General features: G+C 35.8%; 17 protein-coding genes and 3 pseudogenes. All 20 read right to left on the bottom strand.

Annotated elements, in window-relative coordinates:
* Positions 1-364 precede the first annotated feature (364 nt).
* The 20 genes and pseudogenes from CYJ72_RS04795 to CYJ72_RS04880 all read right to left on the bottom strand — a co-directional run bounded on the left by CYJ72_RS04795 (position 365) and on the right by CYJ72_RS04880 (position 21,065).
* Positions 365-1,345, bottom strand: a complete 981-nt coding sequence (locus CYJ72_RS04795; RefSeq protein WP_284630791.1) for an LCP family glycopolymer transferase — start codon at positions 1,343-1,345, stop codon at positions 365-367.
* A 187-nt stretch (positions 1,346-1,532) separates the two neighbouring features.
* Positions 1,533-2,648, bottom strand: a complete 1,116-nt coding sequence (glf, locus tag CYJ72_RS04800) for a UDP-galactopyranose mutase (RefSeq protein ID WP_284630793.1) — start codon at positions 2,646-2,648, stop codon at positions 1,533-1,535.
* A 182-nt stretch (positions 2,649-2,830) separates the two neighbouring features.
* Positions 2,831-3,721, bottom strand: a complete 891-nt coding sequence (locus CYJ72_RS11640; protein ID WP_431606504.1) for a C40 family peptidase — start codon at positions 3,719-3,721, stop codon at positions 2,831-2,833.
* A 216-nt stretch (positions 3,722-3,937) separates the two neighbouring features.
* Positions 3,938-4,552: pseudogene (locus tag CYJ72_RS11645) on the bottom strand (LysM peptidoglycan-binding domain-containing protein); the annotation flags it as partial.
* A 119-nt stretch (positions 4,553-4,671) separates the two neighbouring features.
* Positions 4,672-4,786, bottom strand: a pseudogene (locus tag CYJ72_RS11650) (LysM peptidoglycan-binding domain-containing protein); the annotation flags it as partial.
* A gap of 717 nt (positions 4,787-5,503) precedes the next feature.
* Positions 5,504-6,349, bottom strand: coding sequence for a patatin-like phospholipase family protein (locus CYJ72_RS04810; protein WP_284630797.1), 846 nt, complete (start codon positions 6,347-6,349; stop codon positions 5,504-5,506).
* Positions 6,350-6,541: 192 nt separating this feature from the next.
* A complete protein-coding gene (gene yghU / locus CYJ72_RS04815; RefSeq protein WP_101813736.1) occupies positions 6,542-7,324 on the bottom strand; it encodes a glutathione-dependent disulfide-bond oxidoreductase in 783 nt (260 codons plus the stop codon).
* A gap of 87 nt (positions 7,325-7,411) precedes the next feature.
* Entirely contained in the window at positions 7,412-7,918 is a 507-nt protein-coding gene (locus CYJ72_RS04820) for a phosphatase PAP2 family protein (protein WP_066124972.1), read from the bottom strand.
* A 346-nt stretch (positions 7,919-8,264) separates the two neighbouring features.
* Positions 8,265-9,041, bottom strand: a complete 777-nt coding sequence (locus tag CYJ72_RS04825; RefSeq protein WP_284630800.1) for a hypothetical protein — start codon at positions 9,039-9,041, stop codon at positions 8,265-8,267.
* Between the two features lie 407 nt (positions 9,042-9,448).
* A complete protein-coding gene (locus CYJ72_RS04830) occupies positions 9,449-10,408 on the bottom strand; it encodes an aldo/keto reductase (RefSeq protein WP_284630801.1) in 960 nt (319 codons plus the stop codon).
* Between the two features lie 87 nt (positions 10,409-10,495).
* Positions 10,496-11,296, bottom strand: coding sequence for an ABC transporter permease (locus CYJ72_RS04835; RefSeq protein WP_284630803.1), 801 nt, complete (start codon positions 11,294-11,296; stop codon positions 10,496-10,498).
* Positions 11,286-12,041, bottom strand: a complete 756-nt coding sequence (locus CYJ72_RS04840) for an ABC transporter ATP-binding protein (protein ID WP_348651919.1) — start codon at positions 12,039-12,041, stop codon at positions 11,286-11,288. Before CYJ72_RS04840 ends, CYJ72_RS04835 begins: the two co-directional genes overlap by 11 nt.
* 356 nt (positions 12,042-12,397) lie before the next feature.
* Complete coding sequence (locus tag CYJ72_RS04845) at positions 12,398-12,847, bottom strand: HD domain-containing protein (protein ID WP_284630805.1); 450 nt, start codon at positions 12,845-12,847, stop codon at positions 12,398-12,400.
* A complete protein-coding gene (gene istB / locus CYJ72_RS04850) occupies positions 12,848-13,606 on the bottom strand; it encodes an IS21-like element helper ATPase IstB (protein ID WP_101813547.1) in 759 nt (252 codons plus the stop codon).
* Complete coding sequence (gene istA, locus CYJ72_RS04855) at positions 13,590-14,870, bottom strand: IS21 family transposase (RefSeq protein ID WP_180764805.1); 1,281 nt, start codon at positions 14,868-14,870, stop codon at positions 13,590-13,592. The genes istB and istA overlap by 17 nt, the downstream gene beginning before the upstream one ends.
* A 43-nt stretch (positions 14,871-14,913) precedes the next feature.
* Entirely contained in the window at positions 14,914-15,138 is a 225-nt protein-coding gene (locus tag CYJ72_RS04860) for an HD domain-containing protein (RefSeq protein WP_284630807.1), read from the bottom strand.
* 181 nt (positions 15,139-15,319) lie between these two features.
* Complete coding sequence (locus tag CYJ72_RS04865; protein WP_245631262.1) at positions 15,320-16,066, bottom strand: DUF6198 family protein; 747 nt, start codon at positions 16,064-16,066, stop codon at positions 15,320-15,322.
* Between the two features lie 644 nt (positions 16,067-16,710).
* Positions 16,711-18,019, bottom strand: a pseudogene (locus CYJ72_RS04870) (uracil-xanthine permease family protein).
* 14 nt (positions 18,020-18,033) lie between these two features.
* Positions 18,034-19,395, bottom strand: coding sequence for a guanine deaminase (gene guaD / locus CYJ72_RS04875; RefSeq protein ID WP_284630808.1), 1,362 nt, complete (start codon positions 19,393-19,395; stop codon positions 18,034-18,036).
* A gap of 320 nt (positions 19,396-19,715) precedes the next feature.
* Positions 19,716-21,065 (bottom strand): GntP family permease, encoded by a 1,350-nt coding sequence (locus tag CYJ72_RS04880; protein WP_284630809.1) that lies wholly within the window; start codon positions 21,063-21,065, stop codon positions 19,716-19,718.
* Positions 21,066-21,247: the final 182 nt, after the last annotated feature.

Consider the following 21,247-nt stretch of genomic DNA (forward strand, 5'->3'; position numbering starts at 1 on the left):
ATTCTCACCTTTTTCTTATCTCGCTAGATTGTATTCTAACATAACACCCAAAAGAAAAAAGTCCTTTTAAGCTTATTTAAATAAACTGTTCCCACATTGACACTTTCTTGTAACAGTATTTCAATCAAGTAAACTAAAATAAAAATAAATATCATGTTTTCCTTGTTGCGATGTAAAATCATAAACGAGCGTATTGAGTCCGCCAAGTTCAAAATGATTGGCTAAATAAAATTCAAACGCTGCAAGATTATTATTAAGCACCTATCAGTAAAATTGGTTGCCTGACACTATATTGTAATTGCACTCATAAAAAACCGACTTTTGCTGAAATCATTCAAAGCAAAAATCGGTTGACGATCCGTTATTAATTTAATTCTAAATTGGATTTTAACGCTTCTTGAACGGTTGATAATGACCCTTCGTCAATCATTTCATAATAGACGCCATCAATCATATCGCCTGTTCCTTGTAATGTCACTTCTTCGATGTTCTTCGCAATCTTGTCCGCATTTAAAGCCAATGTTTGGATATCCTTAAATTGGATATTCGTTTCAACATAGTCTTCCATGACAGCCATTAATTCTGGTAAGCTGGCGAAAGAATTGATATTAACCACCTTATCCGCTACGGCTTCGATTACTTGACGCGAACGTTGTTGACGACCATAGTCTCCTTCTTCAGTATAACGATTACGAACATATTGTAAAACTGTCGCACCATCCATATATTGGGAAACACCCTGTTCAAAATAAGTCCCTTCTTGATTAAAGGTTTCAGTCGGAACAATAGTAATACCGCCTAAGGCGTTGACGATTTGGACAAAGCTTCCCATATCAACTTTTACATAATAGTCAATTGGAATATCTAAAAAGTTTTGTACAGAGTTAATTGACATTGGGATACCACCAAAAGCATAAGCATGGTTAATTTTATCTTGAGTGCCATACCCCACGATTTCAGTATAGGTATCACGAGGAATGCTGGTCATAACGGTTTTGTTGGTATTAGGATTAATGGTTGCGACCATCATAATATCTGAACGCCCTACTTCGGTACGACCAAAATCTCCCGTATCAATCCCTAAAAATAAAATACTAATGGGGTCTTCGCCGACTTCAACTTCTTCTGTCGTTTCACGTTTTTTAACAACATCTTTAACCACTGATTCCACAGCTTGTTTATTATATACCTTTTCAAACGATTTATTAAAACGATAATAGGAATAACCTAAAAAACCACCTACGACTAGTAAAGCCAGTAAAAATATTAAACCAATGGCTTTTAAAATTGGATTACCTTTTCTTCTTTTACAATGCATCGATCTACGTGACATCTTGTTTGACATTTTTATTTCACCTTCAAATTTTCAATTTATGTTTTATTTTAGCTATTTTTTGCTTGAATTACAAGCTTTTCTTTGATATCTATTCTATCCAATTAGACACTTTAAGTAAATATCTAATCCCTAAGTTCTGCTTTATCACGATGAGTTCAGTCTTTAAGTTTATTAAAGGTTTATCAAAGCATTTAGTTTAATCCTTAAATACTTTTCTTACTACATTTAACGCTTCATTAATGACCATATGCATATCATAATACTGATACATGCCCAATCGCCCACCAAAGATGACTTTGGTCTGTGCTTGCGCCAGACGACGGTATTGTTTAAAGAGTTGTGGATTCTTTTCATCATTGACAGGATAATACGGTTCATCACCCAATTGCCATTCCTTAGGATATTCTCTGGTAATGACCGTCTTTTCTTGCTTACCAAATTCAAAATGCTTATGTTCGATAATGCGTGTATAAGGGGTTTCACGATCTGTATAGTTAACGACCGCATTGCCTTGATAATTCTCTGTATCTAATACTTCATGTTCAAACTGTAAAGAGCGATATTCTAAGACACCATACTGATAATCAAAGTATTGATCAATCATACCGGTGTAGACTACTTTTGAAGCCTCCGCTTCTAACGTTTCTTTATCATTGAAAAAGTTCGTATTTAAATGCACTTCAATATTCGGATGGTCTAACATTTTCTCGACAATTTGAGTATAACCATCTATCGGAATCCCTTGATAAATATCATTAAAATAATTATTGTCATAAGTATAACGAACCGGTAGACGCTTAATGATGAAAGACGGCAAGTCTTTCGCATCGCGGCCCCATTGTTTTTCTGTATAACCTTTAATTAGTTTTTGATAGATATCCTTTCCTATTAAAGAAATCGCTTGTGTTTCTAGATTAGCCGGCTGTTTGCCATGTTCTTGTTGGAATTCCGCAATTTGACGATCAATCTCTGCTTTTGCTTCACTAGGGGTAATTACACCCCATAATTTATTGAAAGTATTCATATTAAATGGTAAATTATAAATCTCACCTTTATAATTAGCTATTGGCGAGTTCACATAATGGTTAAATTCAGCAAATTGATTAATATAATCCCAAACTTCTTTGTTGTTAGTGTGGAAAATATGGGTCCCATACTTATGCACTTGAATTCCTGCTATTTCTTCCGTATAGATATTGCCTGCAATATGATTTCTTTTTTCAATTACCTTTACTTTTTTGCCACGTTTAGCAGTTTCATAAGCAAAGACCGAGCCGAAAAGACCCGATCCAACGACTAAATAATCAAACAAATTAAGGCGCCTCCTATGTTATTCAAGGTTATTTTTATCCCTATCTATACTATCATAATTCTTCACAACATGAAAAGGCCTTAAGTCAGATATACTAATTTGGGTCATGAAAAAAAGTGGGCATCGTATTAAAGTCTTTGGTGTATTACCTCTACGATTACCCACTGAATAATTTTTAATTTTTATTTCCGACGATAATTTTCATTTAAACGGTACCAATATAATGGTCGAGAAGATGACCCTGTTCTGTCTGCAGTTTGAGTACGAACTATACCGTCATAGAAATACTTATTATTATAAGTTGAGTGATAAATCTCTTTGTTATTAATTGCGACACCGGTATGGCCTGCAGCACCTGAAGAATTATATTTATAACCTGAAATAAAGATATCTCCTGCACGCACTTGGCTTTCCGGTATTGGTAATAATAACCCACCTTCCATTGCAAACATTGAATCCGTATTCCCAATCCAAGTGTTACGATTTAAATAACCTGCATTAATTAAAGCATAATAAACTGCTGATGAACAATCATAACTGTTTGGGCCATTACGGTCGGTCATTGAATAGAAAGTTTTATTTTCTCTCGCTTTAAACCAATCTAATACTTTTTGAACGCCTTCTGATGTAACTTTCTCAGACGCTTCATTAATTACTAAGTAATTTTTCGTTGCACGACCTAATTTGGCTGGATTACCAGCTTCTGGATCAGAAACAGCAATTTCTTGGTCTGCTAATAAATAATTACTTGTTAATAATGGATTCCATTGTTTTAATTGCGCTACTGTCACACCATAACGACTTGCAACCGTTGTTAGAGGCATTCTGTAACCTGTTTGATTCCAATAAGTCTTAATTAATGTTCCATCATAATCTGCATCAACTTCAACCACACGGTCTCCCGCTTTCTTTTGCGCTTCAGCAGCTATACGTAATTTCTCATTTTCAGCGGCAATTTTCGCTTCTAACTCTGCTCTGGTTAAAGTAATACTGCCAGTTGTTTTGCTTGGATCAGATACATTAAGATTTTGCCCCGTACGAATCATCGTACTTGAAAGTTTGTTCCATGTCATGATTTGATTGACGGTAACATTGTTTGCTCTAGCAATCTCATATAAAGTATCGCCGTATGAGACGGTATGTTTTTTCTGTTCGAAAGCTGGAATAGTCACTAATTCATCTTTCTTATCGTTTTCAACTGGTTTCGTTGGTTCAGTTGGTTTTTCCTCTGGTTTAGTTTCCGGCTTCGTTGGTTCAGTTGGTTTTTCCTCCGGTTTGGTCGTAGTCACTTTATTCACGATAATCTTTTGATTTGGGTGAATTAAACTACCTGAAATGTTATTCCACTGACGTAATTGAGCAACACTCACGCCATATTGTTGAGCAATTCTATTTAAAGTATCGCCTCGTTTAATAGTATAATGTGTTGTCTTCGTTTCTGGTTTTGTTTCTACTGGCTTTTCTTCAACTGGCTTCGTTGGTGTAGTCGGTTTCTCTTCCGGTTTAGTTGTTTCTACCGGTTGCGTTGTAGTCACTTTATTGACAATAATCTTTTGATTTGGATAGATTAAGTGACCTGAAATATTATTCCATTGACGTAATTGAGCAACGCTCACACCATGTTGAGCCGCAATTCTATTTAAAGTATCGCCACGTTTAATGGTGTAATTCGTTGTCTTTGTTACTGGTTTGGTTTCAACCGGTTTCGTTGGTGTTGTCGGCTTCTCTTCCGGTTTGGTCGGTTCTACCGGTTGCGTCGTAGTCACTTTATTGACAATAATCTTTTGATTTGGATAGATTAAGTGACCTGAAATATTATTCCATTGACGTAATTGTGCAACGCTCACACCATGTTGAGCAGCGATTCTATTTAAGGTATCGCCTCGTTTAATCGTGTAATTCGTTGTCTTCGTTACGGGTTTTGTTTCAACCGGTTTGGTCGTTTCCGCAGGTTTTTCTTCAACTGGTTTCGTTGGTGTAGTTGGCTTATCTACTGGTTGTGTCGTTTGTGTTGTAGGATTAGAAACGACTAATTTTTGATTGACTCTAATTAAATTACTCGTTAATTTATTCCAGTCCATCAAGTTCGCTACACTTACCTTGTATTGATTCGCTATCTTCCATAATGTATCGCCTGAAACTGTTTGATATGTTTTTACTGTAGGCGAAACGGGCGATACAGTCGGTGTGTTAAATTTACGAACAACACTTTCTTCTGTTTTTTCTACTTGAACATCTTCTGCTTTAACCGATTCAGTCGTTGTTTCTTCTGTGACAACTTCTTCTGTTTCAGCAGGTAATGTGTCATCGCCGGTCACTCCTACTGAAACTTCTGTCGACTCAACTTGCTCAGAATTAGTTTCAGTCGTTTCTGAATCTACCGTTGGTTCTGTATCATTCGCCGGTTCTGATTCTTGAACGGCTTCGCTCTCTTCAACTGTCGACACCGCTTCAACAGTTGTATCATGATTGTCTTCAACGACTTCAGCCTCATTGACTACAGTATCTCCAACTGCTTCAACGACAGTCTCTTCACTTACTGCCTCAACAACGACTTCATCATGATTAACTGCTTCTTCAGCTTGTACATGAGTACTCAAGGTCATCGTTGCTAAAACAGATGCTGAAACCACTATCCATTTCCCTTTACTTTTCTTTAAAATTTTATTTCCCATTTTATTATTCGTCCCCCAAAAATAAATACTAGCAACAAAACTATATATACCATCATTTTAGCATATTCAAACTGATTAAGGCCGTTTACAATATTACAGTTTCGTAACAAAAGGCAGTGAAATGTATAAAAAACAAAGGACTTAGCAACTTTCTCGTCTAAGTCCTTTGGGGTTATTAAATTAATTTTTTAATAAATATCGTTTTAACGATTCGTATTTTGTTGTTGCATCGTTGACTCCTAATTGATACATCGCTGTTAATGCTTGAGCATTTTTCTCTAACCGACCAATCCGCATCTTTTTAGAAGGCTGAATCACAAAAGCCTTGCCTTCCTCCTCTAATTTATTTACTAAATCTAAACTCTGATTATACTTCATTGAGCGCTGTTTCCAAGTGTCCACAAAATTTGGATACCGTCGATAAATCATTTCATATAATCGTGATGAAGTTGTTTCTTTACGATAGCCCTTTGGTTGCGTTAAAACCACAATCACTTTGTCATATCCCATCGACAAAATCTTCTTAATTGGAATGGAATCAGCAATTCCCCCATCTAAATAAGGCATACCATTAAGGTCAACGATTTGCGAGACTAATGGCATGGCAGATGAGGCACGTAGCACTTCCATTTGGTTTAAAGGATGCGTTATTTTAATATACTCCGCTTTACCAGAATAGAGATTCGTCACTGTCGCATAAAAATCAATGCCGGATTGATAGAACGCTTTTTGATCAAAGGAATCCAAACGAAAGGGCACTTCGTAATAGGCAAAATCTTTATTCACAATGTTGCCAGTCTTTAATAAACTAGACAGACCCATATATTGAGGGTGATTTAAATATTTTAAATTATAACGAAGAGTGCGCCCAATCTGATGAGATGGGTAATTAACACCAAACAAGGCGCCGGCCGAAACAGCCACTATACCATCGACTTTAATCTTTTGGCGCATCATCACATCTAAGACGCCAGCCGTATAGATGCCACGCATCGCACCACCTTCTAATAATAATCCGACTTTCAATAAATTCTCCCCTCAACCTTTTGCTTTTACTTTATTATCTTTATGCATACAATATTGTTACCATCTTAATTCATCGTTTTCTGACAATTAATTTATGTTAATTCGCACTAACTGGCATTTAAGATGCCGAATATATTTACCAGTATTAATTTACACTTTTCTTTGAATCACAGTTCCAATATTACAATCCACTTAAATTTCCTTATACTCTACTGATAGTGCTTTTTGTACAGCTGGTCTAGCTGCTATTCTATCAGTCCACTCTTTAATATTTTGATAGCCTTCCATATCTAAAAATTCATACGCTCCCTCATATAATTTATCTTGAGCTAAGCGTCCATACCATGACCAAATAATCATATCCGCAATCGTATAATTGTCACCGACCATATAAGCATGTTGTGCTAAGTGTTGATCTAATACATCCAATTGACGTTTGGTTTCCATCGTATAACGATTGATTGGATATTCTTGTGCAGTTGGTGCATAGTTATAGAAATGTCCAAAACCGCCACCTACAAAGGGAGCTGCTCCTGTTTGCCAAAATACCCAGTTCATACATTCGGTTTTTTCCGCACGATTTTCAGGTAAGAAATGTCCGAATTTCTCAGCTAAGTATAATAAAATCGATCCAGATTCAAAAACACGAAGCGGTGTTGGTTCAGAATAATCTACCATGGCAGGAATTTTAGAATTAGGATTAATCTTGACAAAATCACTGCCAAACTGATCGCCTTTTCCAATATCAATTTTGAACAAGTCATAATTAGCTTCCTCAATACCTAAGGCTTTTAATTCCTCTAGCATAATCGCCACTTTAATTCCATTGGGTGTCCCTAATGAGTAGACCTGTAAGGGAGCATCACCTTTAGGAAGTGTTTGTTCAAAACGAGCGCCAGCTGTTGGACGATTACCTGAACGATTGTCATTTTCATCTTCCCATTGCCATACTTTCGGTTTAATATAGTCCGTCATTTTGTTACCTCCATTATTAATTGTTATCTACAGTATAAGTCTTTTAACTTTTCACAACAAATAGAATGCTTTAAGCGCTATGGATTGTTAACCCAAAATAAACATCAAACTACCAAATAATACGCCAATTAAGATGCCGACAATGACATCTTTAGGATAATGAACCCCAACTGCCACCCGACAAAAGGCTAATAAAAGGGTTAAAATCAAACAAACCAAACCCAATGATAGTTGCCATTTTAAAATACACATACTGATCATCGTGGATGAAAATACATGACGACTGGGGAATGACTCTCCAGTCTTGTCTCGCTTAAGTAAAGGTTGAATGGGCCACTCCTCATACGGTCTAGGGGCATTGATTACTTTTCTAAATAGGGACAACAAGACAAAACTAATGCCCGGCACAATCACCATCAGGCCCCACTCACTGATTGGTCTTTTGGTTAAATAAAAATACAATAATAAAGCTGGATAAAGAATATACATAAAGGTCGTAATGGATTGATTTAAAAATAAAACCACTTGTTTTAATAGTGGATGAGTATTAAAAAAGCTGGCTATTCGCTGATAAAATGTCAAATAATTATTCATGATGCGCTCCTTATTAAGGTTATTTGCTTCTATTATAACTAATTCTAAACAAGATACGAATAATTTCTAATTTGTAATTAACAAAAATCAATCATCGTCTCCTTATTTAAAACAAATATTAACGAGTTGTAAATCAATAGAGACTACGATTGACTATGATAATCCCAACCTTTTTTATACTTACAATAAAAAAGAATGGACAAGAAGTAGAAAATTGAATGATTTCCACTTTGTTTGCCCACCTTCTCTAAGACGTCACTCAACTCATGCACTGACAATAAACGATCAATCAATTGATTGCAGTTATCAACTCTCGGTTGAGCCTTCACAATTTTACAGTTTATAATTATTTGGCTATTCTACGAAATGCGCCAATTCTTGGCATTTTAATATCATAATTGAGCCCCATTATCAGATTGGTCGCCCAGATTCCAAAAAAGAATACTAAGATCGGTCCCACACAAGTCGTAATAATTAAAACAGCGGTAGAGTCAATCATATTGCTAAGACTTCGTTCAAATTTAGCCATTAAATCGGTCGCTGCGGTAGTCATTTGTTCAAATAGATTTTTATCTTGAGTGGCTTCTTTATTTACCGACTCGGCTTGTTCAAATGTTTGTTCAATTGATGTTTGATAATTTTCCTCTATTTTATTGGAAATCCCCACACTAGCTGGGATAATAGTAAAAATCATAATCCCCATTAAGAAAACTCGCATACCCAAACGTTTCAAGCGATCACTTTTTATCGCTAAATTGAGTAGCAATGCACCACAAGCTAAGGGGATTAACCATTGCAACGCCACTAAAGGTGTCACCGATAAGAAATATTTTTGCAGCCAAATACCCGCAAAAACAATTAATAAATAATCGGCAATATCGGCAATGTTTTGTGCGACCGGTCCACCAACATCACCCGGGATTAAGGTAATCGCAGTAGAGGTCGTGCCGGCTAAAGCAGTCAAAGCTACTACTGTTTCTTTCTTTTCATCTAAGGTCTCAATCGTCTGTGTATTAATATTCGTTACCCATTCAGTATCAGCTGAAAAAAAACTGGCAGTACCAATGGCGATGAATAAAATAGCTAATAACAAATTTTTAACATTAAAAATTGATTGATTCATTTTCTCACCTCTTAAATTAGATAATAAGGGGTGGGCAAGAAGTAGAAAATCGGTTGATTTTCGCTTCGTCTGTCCACCCCAAACCGTTGGGAGTGAATTGATATAGAAGATCAGTTGATTTCCGCTTCATCTGTCCACTCTCCGAACAATAAAGTAGTCTCACACTATATATTAAGACGGATTTTGAGACCACTCAACCTACACGATATAAACTAATAAGATGACATAAAACCTATTTTATCAAGTTTTGCCCACTCTCACTAAGCCCATTTTATCGTACAAAAAAAAATCAATACATCAGACTTACGACCTAATTTGCTTGTCTAAAAGATTGAGTTTATTTAAATTCATCATGAATCAGTTTTGACAGTCGCTAATAATAGCACTTCTCTTCTGACAGCGTATAACTAGCGTGCGCCCATAATTTTATGAGGAATATAAGGTTCTTCTAAATATAATAAATCTTCTTCACTTAATGTTACTTTTAAAGCCCCGACCACATCGTCAATATGACTTGTTTTGGTGGTCCCAATAACCGGTGATAACACCCCTCTAGCCCATTGCCAAGCTAAAGCAATCTGTTGCATTTTAACACCATATTTTTCTGCAATATCATGAACTCTTTTTACAATTTCATAATCTTGTTCTTCAGTCGAATCATATTTACGAACTGCAGTAGTATCCGTTTTACTTCTTAAAGTATCCGTGTGCCAATCTAAACGCGTCAAACGCCCCGCTGCTAAGGGACTATATGGCGTTAATGATACATTAAATTGCTGACAAACCGGAATTAACTCCCGTTCATCTTCACGATACATTAAATTATAATGATTTTGCATCGATTGAAACGGTGCCCAACCATTATCTTTCGCAATATTTTGTAAATTATGAAATTGATAGCCATACATAGCCGACGCACCTAGTGCACGCACTTTACCATCTATTACTAATTGATTCAAAGCTTCCATCGTTTCTTCCATTGGCGTTTCATAATCGAATCGGTGGATGATGTATAGATCTAAATAGTCCGTACCTAATCGTTTTAATGTCCCTTCAATTTCACGATTAATGGCTGCTCGTGATAATTTGCCTGGATTAAAATAAACTTTCGATGCCAGAATCACTTCATCACGTTTAAAATTACGTTTTACAATATTCCCAACATATTCTTCACTCGTTCCCTGAGAGTATCGATTAGCGGTATCAAAGAAATTAATTCCTTGGTCAAAAGCATGCAACATAATCTTTTCGCTTTCAGGCTCTTCTAACGTCCATTCATGCATCGTACCTGGCTTACCAAAACTCATACAACCTAAACAAATCTTTGAAACTTCAATATTGGTATTACCTAATTTTCCGTATTCCATATTCACCCTCCATTTTAATCAAATTCTCATAATGATATTATAAAGGATAGTAGAATGTTTCTCCATTAATATGCGTCAACCTATGGATTAGATATATAAATTCTTCTCTTTAAATATTTTTACAGCTATAGTAAATAATAGAAATCCGATAACAAAAGCCACTAACACTAAGATATATGCCATCGGCTCGCCAGCTAATAGTCCTTCACCGTTAAATAAACTAAACACTGTAAAATATTTTAAAAAAACAACTTTCTCGTCAATATTAGAAATCATTTTAAAAACAAACATGACGATAGGAATGGTCATACCAACTGCCAAACTTAAGCGGGCATCGGAAAAATAAGTGGAGGCTAAAAAGCTAATGCTCGAAATTAATACCCACAAGCAATAAAGTCCAAAATTTAGTTTTAATAAGGAAACTAAATCGGCTTCGGTTGGAAACATCACCCGAATTGTTAAATATTGAATCATTGTCACATAAACAAATAATCCAAACAATGAACTTAACAAGACTGCAATTTGTGTCAGAATAACTTTTGTTCGTTTATTATGTCCGGTTAACAACACTACCATTGATCCACGATCAACATAACGTGCCACCAAGCCATGAGCGCGATTCAGTATGAAAATCATCGGAAAAATCATTAAAATAAAACCGTACAAATATGAAACTAAAAAGCCTAACAAGCTAGTGCTACCTGCTTTAAATCCGACCGCCGCCATTAAGCCTGGCATTGTTTTAAAAAATTGATCCATCATTTTCATCATGGTCGGATTATACATTCCGATAATAATGGTGACATACATGGTTAAAATTAAGCAAATTCCAATAAATAACCACCGACTAGACTTTAATTCTTTAACAAATAATGTACTATTCATCATCGTCACCTCCATAATAATGTAAGAAGATAGACTCAAGGCTAGCTGTCTTAGACACTTTCACTTGATTCCCTATTTGTTCGCCATGATAGTCCTTTGCAAAATCTAATGCTTCCGCTTCTGTCGGTAAAGTGACTTGATAAGTACGCATATGCTGCGCTCTTAGATTTTCAATATTGTCTTTAGCGACAATATGACCGGCACGAATAATCGCAACTTGATGACAAGTTCTTTCTACTTCTTCAAATAAATGACTTGAAATGAGTAGCGTCTTGCCTTTCTTTTGTTCTTGTTGAATTAAGTCGACAAAGCGATTTTGCATCAAGGGATCTAACCCACTGGTTGGTTCATCTAAAATCAATACTTGTGGATCATGCATAAACGCCGATACTAATCCTAGCTTTTGCTTAGTCCCTTTACTCATCTTTTTGATAACTGTTTTAGTATCTAATTCAAAACGATCGATTAATTCTTTTTGTAACGTCACATTTTTAAGGCCACGATATTTTTGAATGAATTTTAAAAATTCAGTGCCTGTCATTTCATCAAAAAAGGCTATTTCACCTGGAACATATCCTAAATAATCCTGAATCTCATCCGCTTGATTCCAAGTATCTTTGCCTAAAATCTGTGTCGTACCACTGTGTGGACGAATATAGCCCAATAAATGACGGATGGTGGTCGTTTTTCCGGCGCCATTTGGTCCTAAAAACCCAAAACTTTCTCCTTCTTTTACCTGAATATCAATATCAAAATGCCACTCGTCTCACTGAATTTGTGAGTCAAATGATCGATGTCAATTACTTTCATAACAACCCCTCCAATATTGAGTATAAGATAACTCTATTATATAGTGAAAACGGATAACTTTATAGCATAATTTTGCAAGAATATTGATTTACACAAATAAATTTCAGCAAGCAAAATGCAAAAAATCGGAGGAAATTCTATTCGTTTATACGCCCCCAAGGGTTAATTGAGAACCCACTAAAACAATTAAATAAAATCATAAATGGCACCGTGAGCTTGAATAGTTTTTCAATGAAAATTATTGTAATGGGATAGTATCCTATATAATTTTCGAATGGCACTTTTCAGTGATGCTTATTCTGAACTTAACTTCAGTTTCTCAACCGTATCCTGATGAATTAGCTCCCTTAAGTGTGTTAAGTATGACGAAAAACTTACTCGGTCATTGGCATAAACCAAATTAAATCCCTTTTCATGTTCAGTCCAAGTAGTTAAATCAGACAAATTATGTTGAATCAAAGCTTCTAAACTATCAATAGCTTTATAAACCTTGGCTTCCAATGTCTCTTTCGCTTCCATTTCATTATAAAGTGCCAACATTTCCGTTTGATACGGTTCCGGAATTGTTGCAATCCATTGATGCAACAACTCTTCTTCAGTTTTGCGATCTTGATCTTTCTTTTCAAATGCCGGAATATCTCCTGTAAAACATTCGCCTAAATCATGAATAATGATCATTACCATCACTTTTTGAAAGTCTACTTCAGGTATAAAAGTCAACTTAAAAATCCCGATTTGTCTCACTTAAGATTCCCCACTTTTTCGTGGGGAAAGCTTGTCTTTAATTCGATAAGAAGGCCCTGTTATATTAATGAGATAAGAATGATGTAAAATACGATCAATAATCGCCTTTGTTAACATCTCATCTTGTCCCATAATGGTATGCCATTTATCGAAAGTTAAGTTACTCGTGAAGATCGTGGATCGCTTTGTATATCGCATATCGATCAATTGAAAGAATAATTTTGCTTCAAGTGGACTTATTTCATTAAATCCTACTTCATCAATCACAAGTAACTTATATTTGAAGAATAATTTTATTTTTCGTTCGAGCGTTCCTTCCTGATAAGCCGTTCTCAAGGAATGGATTAGTTTACTAAATTTAATAAAGTAAACACTATTACGTTTAATTGCGACACTATAGCTAATCGCAATCGCTAAATGCGTTTTGCCTGTACCTGGATTCCCCACTAATACCACGTTCTTTGCTTCGTTATAAAAGGATGACTCAATAATCGTTCTTATTTGATCCTCCTCAATACTTGGCTGAAACGTGAAGTCATAATCGTCGATAGTCTTTAAGTAAGGGAAAGCAGCGACTTTAACATTATACAAACGGTTATTTTCATCCTTCGCTTCCACTTCTTTGGCCAGTATTTTATATAATCCAGATAATTCTGCCTCGGTCATTTGATGGTTTTGATATAATTGTTCTAAGTAGTGCTGTGCTGATTTAAATTTTAAATACTCTAATTGCTCTTGTACTTTAAGATAGATTGTCATAACGGATGCCTCCTAATTCCCTTGAAATAAGACTCGGTTCTGTCGCTGTTTCTAAGTTATTTGTTTCATCCTGCTGTTTTGCATAATACAATTGGTGCTCTGGCTTTATGTTGAACAGTTGATTGGTTATAGGATGACTATCGATGATGTTTCCGTTATAATAAATATAAAGTTTATTGTTTTGAACGATAATTTCTACTTGTTTACCGATAAATTCTTTTGGAACGGAATATTTATTATAATGGTATTGGAAGAGAGAGTCGTTGGTAACATGAACTTTTTTAAGATGAAGGTGATAAGGTTTTCTGACTGATAAGGATGGCAGTGGGACCAAATCACCTTTTTCTTTTTCTAATAAGAAATTTCGTGGCAACCTTGTCGCTTGAGAAATGCCTCTGTTATCTTCTTCATTCAGTTGTTTTAACCGATGATGCATAGTCCATATCCCTTCATAGGTACCATTGTAATTATATAATTGTTCCACCCATTTATTCTGCGTCTCCGTTTTTCCTTTTGTTTGAGGACGATAGACCATACACGGCAGTGGTTCAATACCATAATCTTTACAAAATTCTGAAAAACGTGAAGTTAAGACAGCTTTATCTCCCATACTCGTTCGTGGTTTTTCGACAAATGCTTTCAAATTATCAATGACTAATTCTCGTGGTGCTCCGCCAATTTCCTCGAATGCTTCTGCTAAAAATGACAGTAAGTTTTCTGTTGTCGGATTTAATATCAGTCGACGAACATTGTAACGTGACCATGAAAGAGTTAACGTTGGAATATATACTGTAATGGTCTGCCCGTCATTCGTTACTAATTTTACTTTTTCTTTTAAATCGAATTGAGCTTGTTGACCGGGTTGAGTTTCGAAACGTTGTGTGAACGCTGTTCTAGTATTTTGTTGGAATGACTGACTCAGCTCTTCATCATTCACAATATAGCGATAAAAAGTAGAACGGGCACAGGTGATATGATGTTCTCTTTTCATAAAATAGAAAAGGTGATCGATATAACTGAAGTGACGCGTTGAATCATGAAGATAGGAAAGCATCAGCGGTTTAAACTCATCTAAATACTTTTTTCTCTTACGTGTTGTCTTTGGTATCACGCCTTCTAGTCTCTTCTTAACCGTTTTTCGGTCACAGTTTAATTCACGTGCAATCTTTGATAGATTCAATTTCAATTCTCCTTTCTGATACCATTCACTTAACCTGGATAAATCATCTAATGATGTGATTGTGATCTTTGCAATTTCTGACATAATCATTCCTCCTAATGGAATAATTATATCAAAAAAGATTACCTCAATTGTTTTTGTAACTGGGGAAAGTTACGTGCAACAAATTGGGTAATCTTATTGTAACTTTTATATCAGGAAACTCATCTCTTAAAAAGAAAGCCATTAACGACATCATCCAAGTATGTTCGGCCACGCTCTCATGTCGCCCCTTAGAGGTATAACAATGGTGCGTCGTATCTTTTAAGCGCTCAGCAACTGATAGAATTTCTAAAAACTTTCTTACATCCATCTTATCCGCTCCTTATGAATTACTTTTATTCTAACATAAAGACGCAAGAAAACAGGACACAAATTAGATTCCGTCCAAATGACATACACAGGTTACATAAACACGCCACAAAAATCTAGAGCCTTTTTCAAAAAATAAAAAAAGCGAAAAACCACCACAAAGTGATTTTTCGCTATACTTTTTATGCTTGTTTAACACGACTTACTTCTACTTTCACCGTTGGAATTTCTACTTCAAATTGACCGATGATAAAGGATGAAATAAAGGTCGTTAATAGTGAAATTAAACCATTGACCAGCGGCATATATAAGATCACCGACAATGTTAAGACCAATATGTCGGCTAAGAAATAAGCTTTTCCTAATGAAATTGGCGTACGATTCGATATAATTAAGGCATAACAGTCATCGCCCCCTGCTACACATCCGCGTGATACTACCAATCCACAACCAATCCCTAATAATAAACCACCTAAAATGGCTGCTACCACTGGTAAATGTTCTAATGAAGGTAATACCGGACCGACTGCTTCTACTAAGGAATACATTAGGACATAAATCAATGTTGAAAAGATGGCTTTTTTAAAGAAACCTTCTTTTAATAATAAGACGCCCAAACCATATAATAAAATATCAATCGGCAGATTAATAATGCCGGGACTCAAATGAGTTAATTTTGATAGGACAATTGATAACCCAATAACGCCCCCTTCGGTGATTTTGGCTGGAATATGAATGTTGACAATCGCAAAACACATAATCAAGTTACCGAGAAAAATCATCCCGATATCAGCCCATGATAATTCTAACCACTCAATCAAACGTTTTAACGTCAAATTATAACTACGTTGTGCAACGCTTATACTTTGACGATACACTTTATTGACTTTAGTAAACAACGACTTATTTTTTCTTACTGCTATTTTCATCTTTCCCTCTTTTTGTCTTATCACTCAGAGGTTTGCATTTTTGGCCACAAAAAAAGACTGCCTTGGCCGGAATACAAACTCCGTGCTGTACAATCTGATGGTTGTTGATGCTTTTTTTGTTTGAAAATTCTTTCTTGTAAGAACTCTGATTCATACAATTTCTTCGAATAGATCCCACATCAGGCACCCTTCTACTTCGAAACTGCTGCTATCAGATAAGAACTACCATAACGTACAAGACTCTTTTTTAGTGAGAATTATGGTAACCACCTGAGAATAATTTCTCTTCGTGATTCCATCATAGCACAATCCAAAGCTGCTTGACAAGTTATTTACAAAACATTTACAATACTCGCTTCTGGTTTTCATGAAATTGATTTAGGTTTTGAGAAAATTTTCTTTGCGCTGTCTGATTTTATGCGCTACTCTCAAGAGGCTGAGCAAAACCTTTTTAAATTCTATTCAGTCATATCTATTTAATTCAAGCGCAGTGGTTGAGTGGCCTCAACCTGCGTCTTTCGACTTGTTTGAGTCCTACTCAACTGTGCGGGGGTAGGCCTACGAAGCGAAAATCAACTGATTTCTACTTCTTGCCCACTCCCAGCTTTAATGACCTTTACATTCAGCCATTAGAACTGATTCTTTTAAATTTCTGGCAATAATTTATTCATAAGCATTGAAATAATCGCACTAATCGCAATGGGCGAATCCAATAAATATTGAATCATTGTAGGTGCCGATTGTTTCACTTCGACGGGTAAGAAAATCAATCCCATTGCCACAATAATTGGCAAACCGACAATATAGGTTTGTCTTTCGTCAAAAGGTTCTTCTTTAATCACTTTAAATCCAGCTAATAAAATAATCATTGTCACGACCGAAAAAATACCGCCAATAACAGAAGAAGGAATCGAATTAATTAATGCAGAGAATTTTCCTAAAAATGATAAAATAATAAACCAAATCGATGCGCCAACGAATACTCGTTTACTTGCTACTCCTGTTACTGAGATAATCCCTGCATTAGTTGAGTAACCAGTCACTGGTGTCGCACCGACTAAGGCCGCAATCATACAGCCAATCCCTTCACCTATAATCCCCATATTTAATTGATGATCAGTAATAGGTTCATCGATAACACTACTTACCGCATACCAAGTTCCTGTTGTTTCGGCTGTTAATACTAAATAAATGATTAACATTGTAAGAATAGAAGATAAATCAAATCCTAATGGATAATCCACAAATGCAACCATCGGTCTCGTAAACCAACCGGCACTCATAACACTATCAAAATTATAACCTCCCATTAAAGCAGCTACTATTGTTCCAATCGCAATCGCAAAAATAACCGATCCAATACGTAGTAAGTTACCTGTTTTAGGAGCATAATAACCTATCATTGAAAAAATAATCAATAAACTACCAGAAATAGTAGCTAATAAAATATTTTGATGCATACTTAAAATGTCACTTTGTACATAAATATTAGAGTTGAAAGCAGCTGGTAACAAAGATAAACCAACAATCATAATAATTGTCCCTGAAACAATACGCGGAATATATTCGGCAATCACTTTCTTAATGATTCCGGTAGCACCCAAAATCGCCAAGATTAAGCCTCCCACTAGGCTGGCACCAAAAACATTGTTGAAGTTACCATTCCCGAAATAAAGACCAATGATTGCCCCAACTGGCACAAAAGAAGGTCCCTGACACACTGGTAATTTTAAGAAAAACAACACTTGGATTAAAGAAGCAATCCCTGCACCTAAAAAACATGATTGAATTAAAGCGGTCGCTTGTTCAACAGGGGGCACTTACCGCTGTTACTATAATAAAAGGTACAACATAGACATCCATTGCTAAAACGTGTTGTAAGCCTAAAAATAAGGATTGTTTAATTGAAATCGGTTCATTTGGTCCAATTGTTAATTTTTGTGTCGTTTCCATTAATCGTCATTCTCCTATCCTCTACTATGTACAAGTTTGCTTTGAACATAGACTTCTTTAATATTTTCAGTGTTGGCTAAATATAAAATGCGGTGTAATAATTGTTCTGGTTCATTAAAGACACCGAAATCTGGTAATGGGTGCGTTGTGGCTTGTAAATCGATAACTTGGAAGTCACAGGCCATCCCAGGTTCAAAGGCTCCAATAGGTAAGTCTAACGCTCGTCCACCCGCTTTAGTCGCTAAATAAAAAGCTTCAGTCATCGTAATACGGCTATCTTTTTTGCCTCTTGTTTCAAACGGCAATTGCACATCCACTCCATCTTCTAACATTCTAGAAGACATAACCGCTTGTTTTAAATTGTCATATAAACTAGGTGAAAATCCACCGGAAATATCACTACCTAAACCTATTTCAACCCCTTTTTGATGGAAACTTTTAACCGGTAATACTCCATTAGCAAAATAAGCATTGGAAATCGGGCAATGAGCAATGGCCGTTTGAGTTTCATGATAAATTTGACAATCATGATCACTTAGGTAAGGTGCATGAGCCATAACGGACTTCTTCCCTAATAGGTTAAAATCTCTTAACGCTTCAGTATCTGATTTTCCATAACGTTCGAAAACAGTATCATGTTCCCATTGACCTTCACTACAATGCGATTGCACATGAACATCATATTTCTGCGCTAATTCACCCAAACCCTTTAATGCTTCATCCGTACAACTAGGTATAAAACGAGGTGTCACGACTGGATATACGCCTTGATATGTATCTTCATTTAGTGCTTGCACCTGTTGAATAAATAACTCTGTTTCAGCTAAAGCTACTTCTGTCGTTTCGTCACGATAGTAATCCGGACATGAGTCTTTTTTATCCATCACGACTTTACCAATTAATCCTCTTTGTCCTAATTCCGCACAAATTTCCGCTAATTTATAGGATGCTTCACGGTGAATAGTCGCAAAGTATAATGCAGTTGTGGTGCCATGTGCTAATAAATTACGAACTAAATCCTGATAAACTAGGGTGGCAAAGTTTACATCTTGATATTTACCTTCAAGTGGAAAGGTACATTCATCCAACCAGACATTTAAAGGCTCATCTAAGGCAATACCAGCTTGTGCCCATTGTGGCGCATGAATATGTAAATCGATAAACCCTGGTAACAATACATGCTGAGAATCAAACTCTACCAACGAGTCATCTTCTTGTGCTATGGACAAAATGTGTTGATATTGTTCCTTATCTTTTTCAGGGTCGTAAATAGACTCAATATAACCTTCGTCATTGACGACAATTAATTGATTTTCCCCATAAATTAGCTCTCCAAATTCAGGGGCACTAAATATATTTCCTTTAAAAATTTTCATTTTTCTACTCCTTATTTTACAAACTACATATGCCATTCTAGTTTTTATATTTCGTTTTTACAAGGGCATTTTCAGTATCTTACATATTAGCCTTTGTAATCGTTCGTGTTTTGTTGCCGTTCAATTTGTCCTCTCAATTACTTATGACATCATAATGATTAGAATTAACTTGAACTATTTTTTGTTAATAAAATTAACTTAGTAACCACCAGTCACAAAAGTCTATATCATACGTTTCATGCTGCCTAAATACGAACAAAAAAAGACCCAAGTTAGATATGGCTAACTCAAGTCTATGTAAGAAAAAATAAGACACCCAACTAATATAAAATATTACTTACTAAAATCATCACGATTAAGGCAACTAGATGACAGCCCCCTACAATAAATACTTGATGGATAAACCCATCTTTAATGGTGGTGCCGGCTAAGTTATTATAAGTAATATTCACACCTGAATGTGGCATCGAGGTCGTAACAGCGGCCGCTACTACAGCAATTCGGTGTACTAATTCAGGATTTAAACCATTCGCAATATAATCTCCGGCAATACTATTCATCACAATGCCTAACGAACCTGAAGCCGAACCGGTTACTGCACTTAATAATGCAGCTGCCACCGATAAACCAATTAACGGACTTCCAGGTATACTCGTAATCGCATGTTGAATAATCGCAAAAGCAGGTGACGCAGTTAAGACCGATCCAAAAGCAACAGAAGATGAAGTCGCAAACGCTGACCCAATGGAACCATTCGCTCCCGCATTTAATAATGGCATTTGTTCTTTAATATAGGGTCTAAAAATAATTGATGACATCACAATCGCCACCGTTAAAGCGATTAAAATAATATGGTCTACTTTCGAAAACAACATGATGATGATAATTAAAGTCACTAATGGTAAAACAGATAATAAAATCGACGGTAATTTCGTTTCATCAATTTGAACTTCTTGCTTACTAGATAATTCATCTGCTTGACGTTCAGCTTCTCCGGCTGAATAACTATAGAATCCTTCACCCTTGGCTTTAGAGGCTTTTAATTGAAGGTATAAGTATAAAACGCCATAAGCTAAAGCTGCCGCTGCACCAATTAAAGATAGGAGGGGCGCTGCTGTTAAAGTCGTGCCAATAACCGAAGTCGGCACCGCATTTTGCACTGAGGGCGCTCCGGGTAACATCGACATCGTGACGGTCGCCATCCCTAAAAATAACGGAATCGGCAATAATTTCCAACTCACATCTAATTCTTTAAAAATCGGCTTAGCTAATGGGATTAAAGCAAACATGACGACATATAAGCTTACCCCTCCATAAGTTAAAATTGCCGCAATTAAAGCAAAAGCCAACATGACATAAAAGGGATTATCTCGCCCAACCAGTTTCAAAACAAAGTTTGCGATAGATAAGGTTGCATTACTCTTTTCAATATATTGAGCTAATACCGCTCCCAATAAGAAGATGGCGAAGTTATTAATTAGAAAACCAGCCAATCCTGTCATATAAGAATGCTCTTTACCAACCATGAATTCAAAGATATTCATTCGACTTGTTAAAATGACAATCAATGTTGCTAAAGGCGCTGCCACTGCGATGTGCATTCCTTTAACCGACATCCAAATAATCGCGATAATTGCAATAAAAATTCCAATAATACCTAATATTTCCATATGCACTTTTCCTCTACTGTTTATTTGTTATCTTTATCATATCAAGTTTTATAACATAAATTAAATAATATTTTGTATACGCTTCCCATAACTAAATTGATATAGTACAATAGGTTTAAAGAAAATTTCAAATGTTAATCTCGTTTTAAAATAACCAATAAGTTATAATAGAGGAGTTGCAC

Origin of the sequence: Globicatella sanguinis (assembly GCF_002847845.2) — a bacterium.
Classification (GTDB): Bacteria; Bacillota; Bacilli; order Lactobacillales; family Aerococcaceae; genus Globicatella; species Globicatella sanguinis.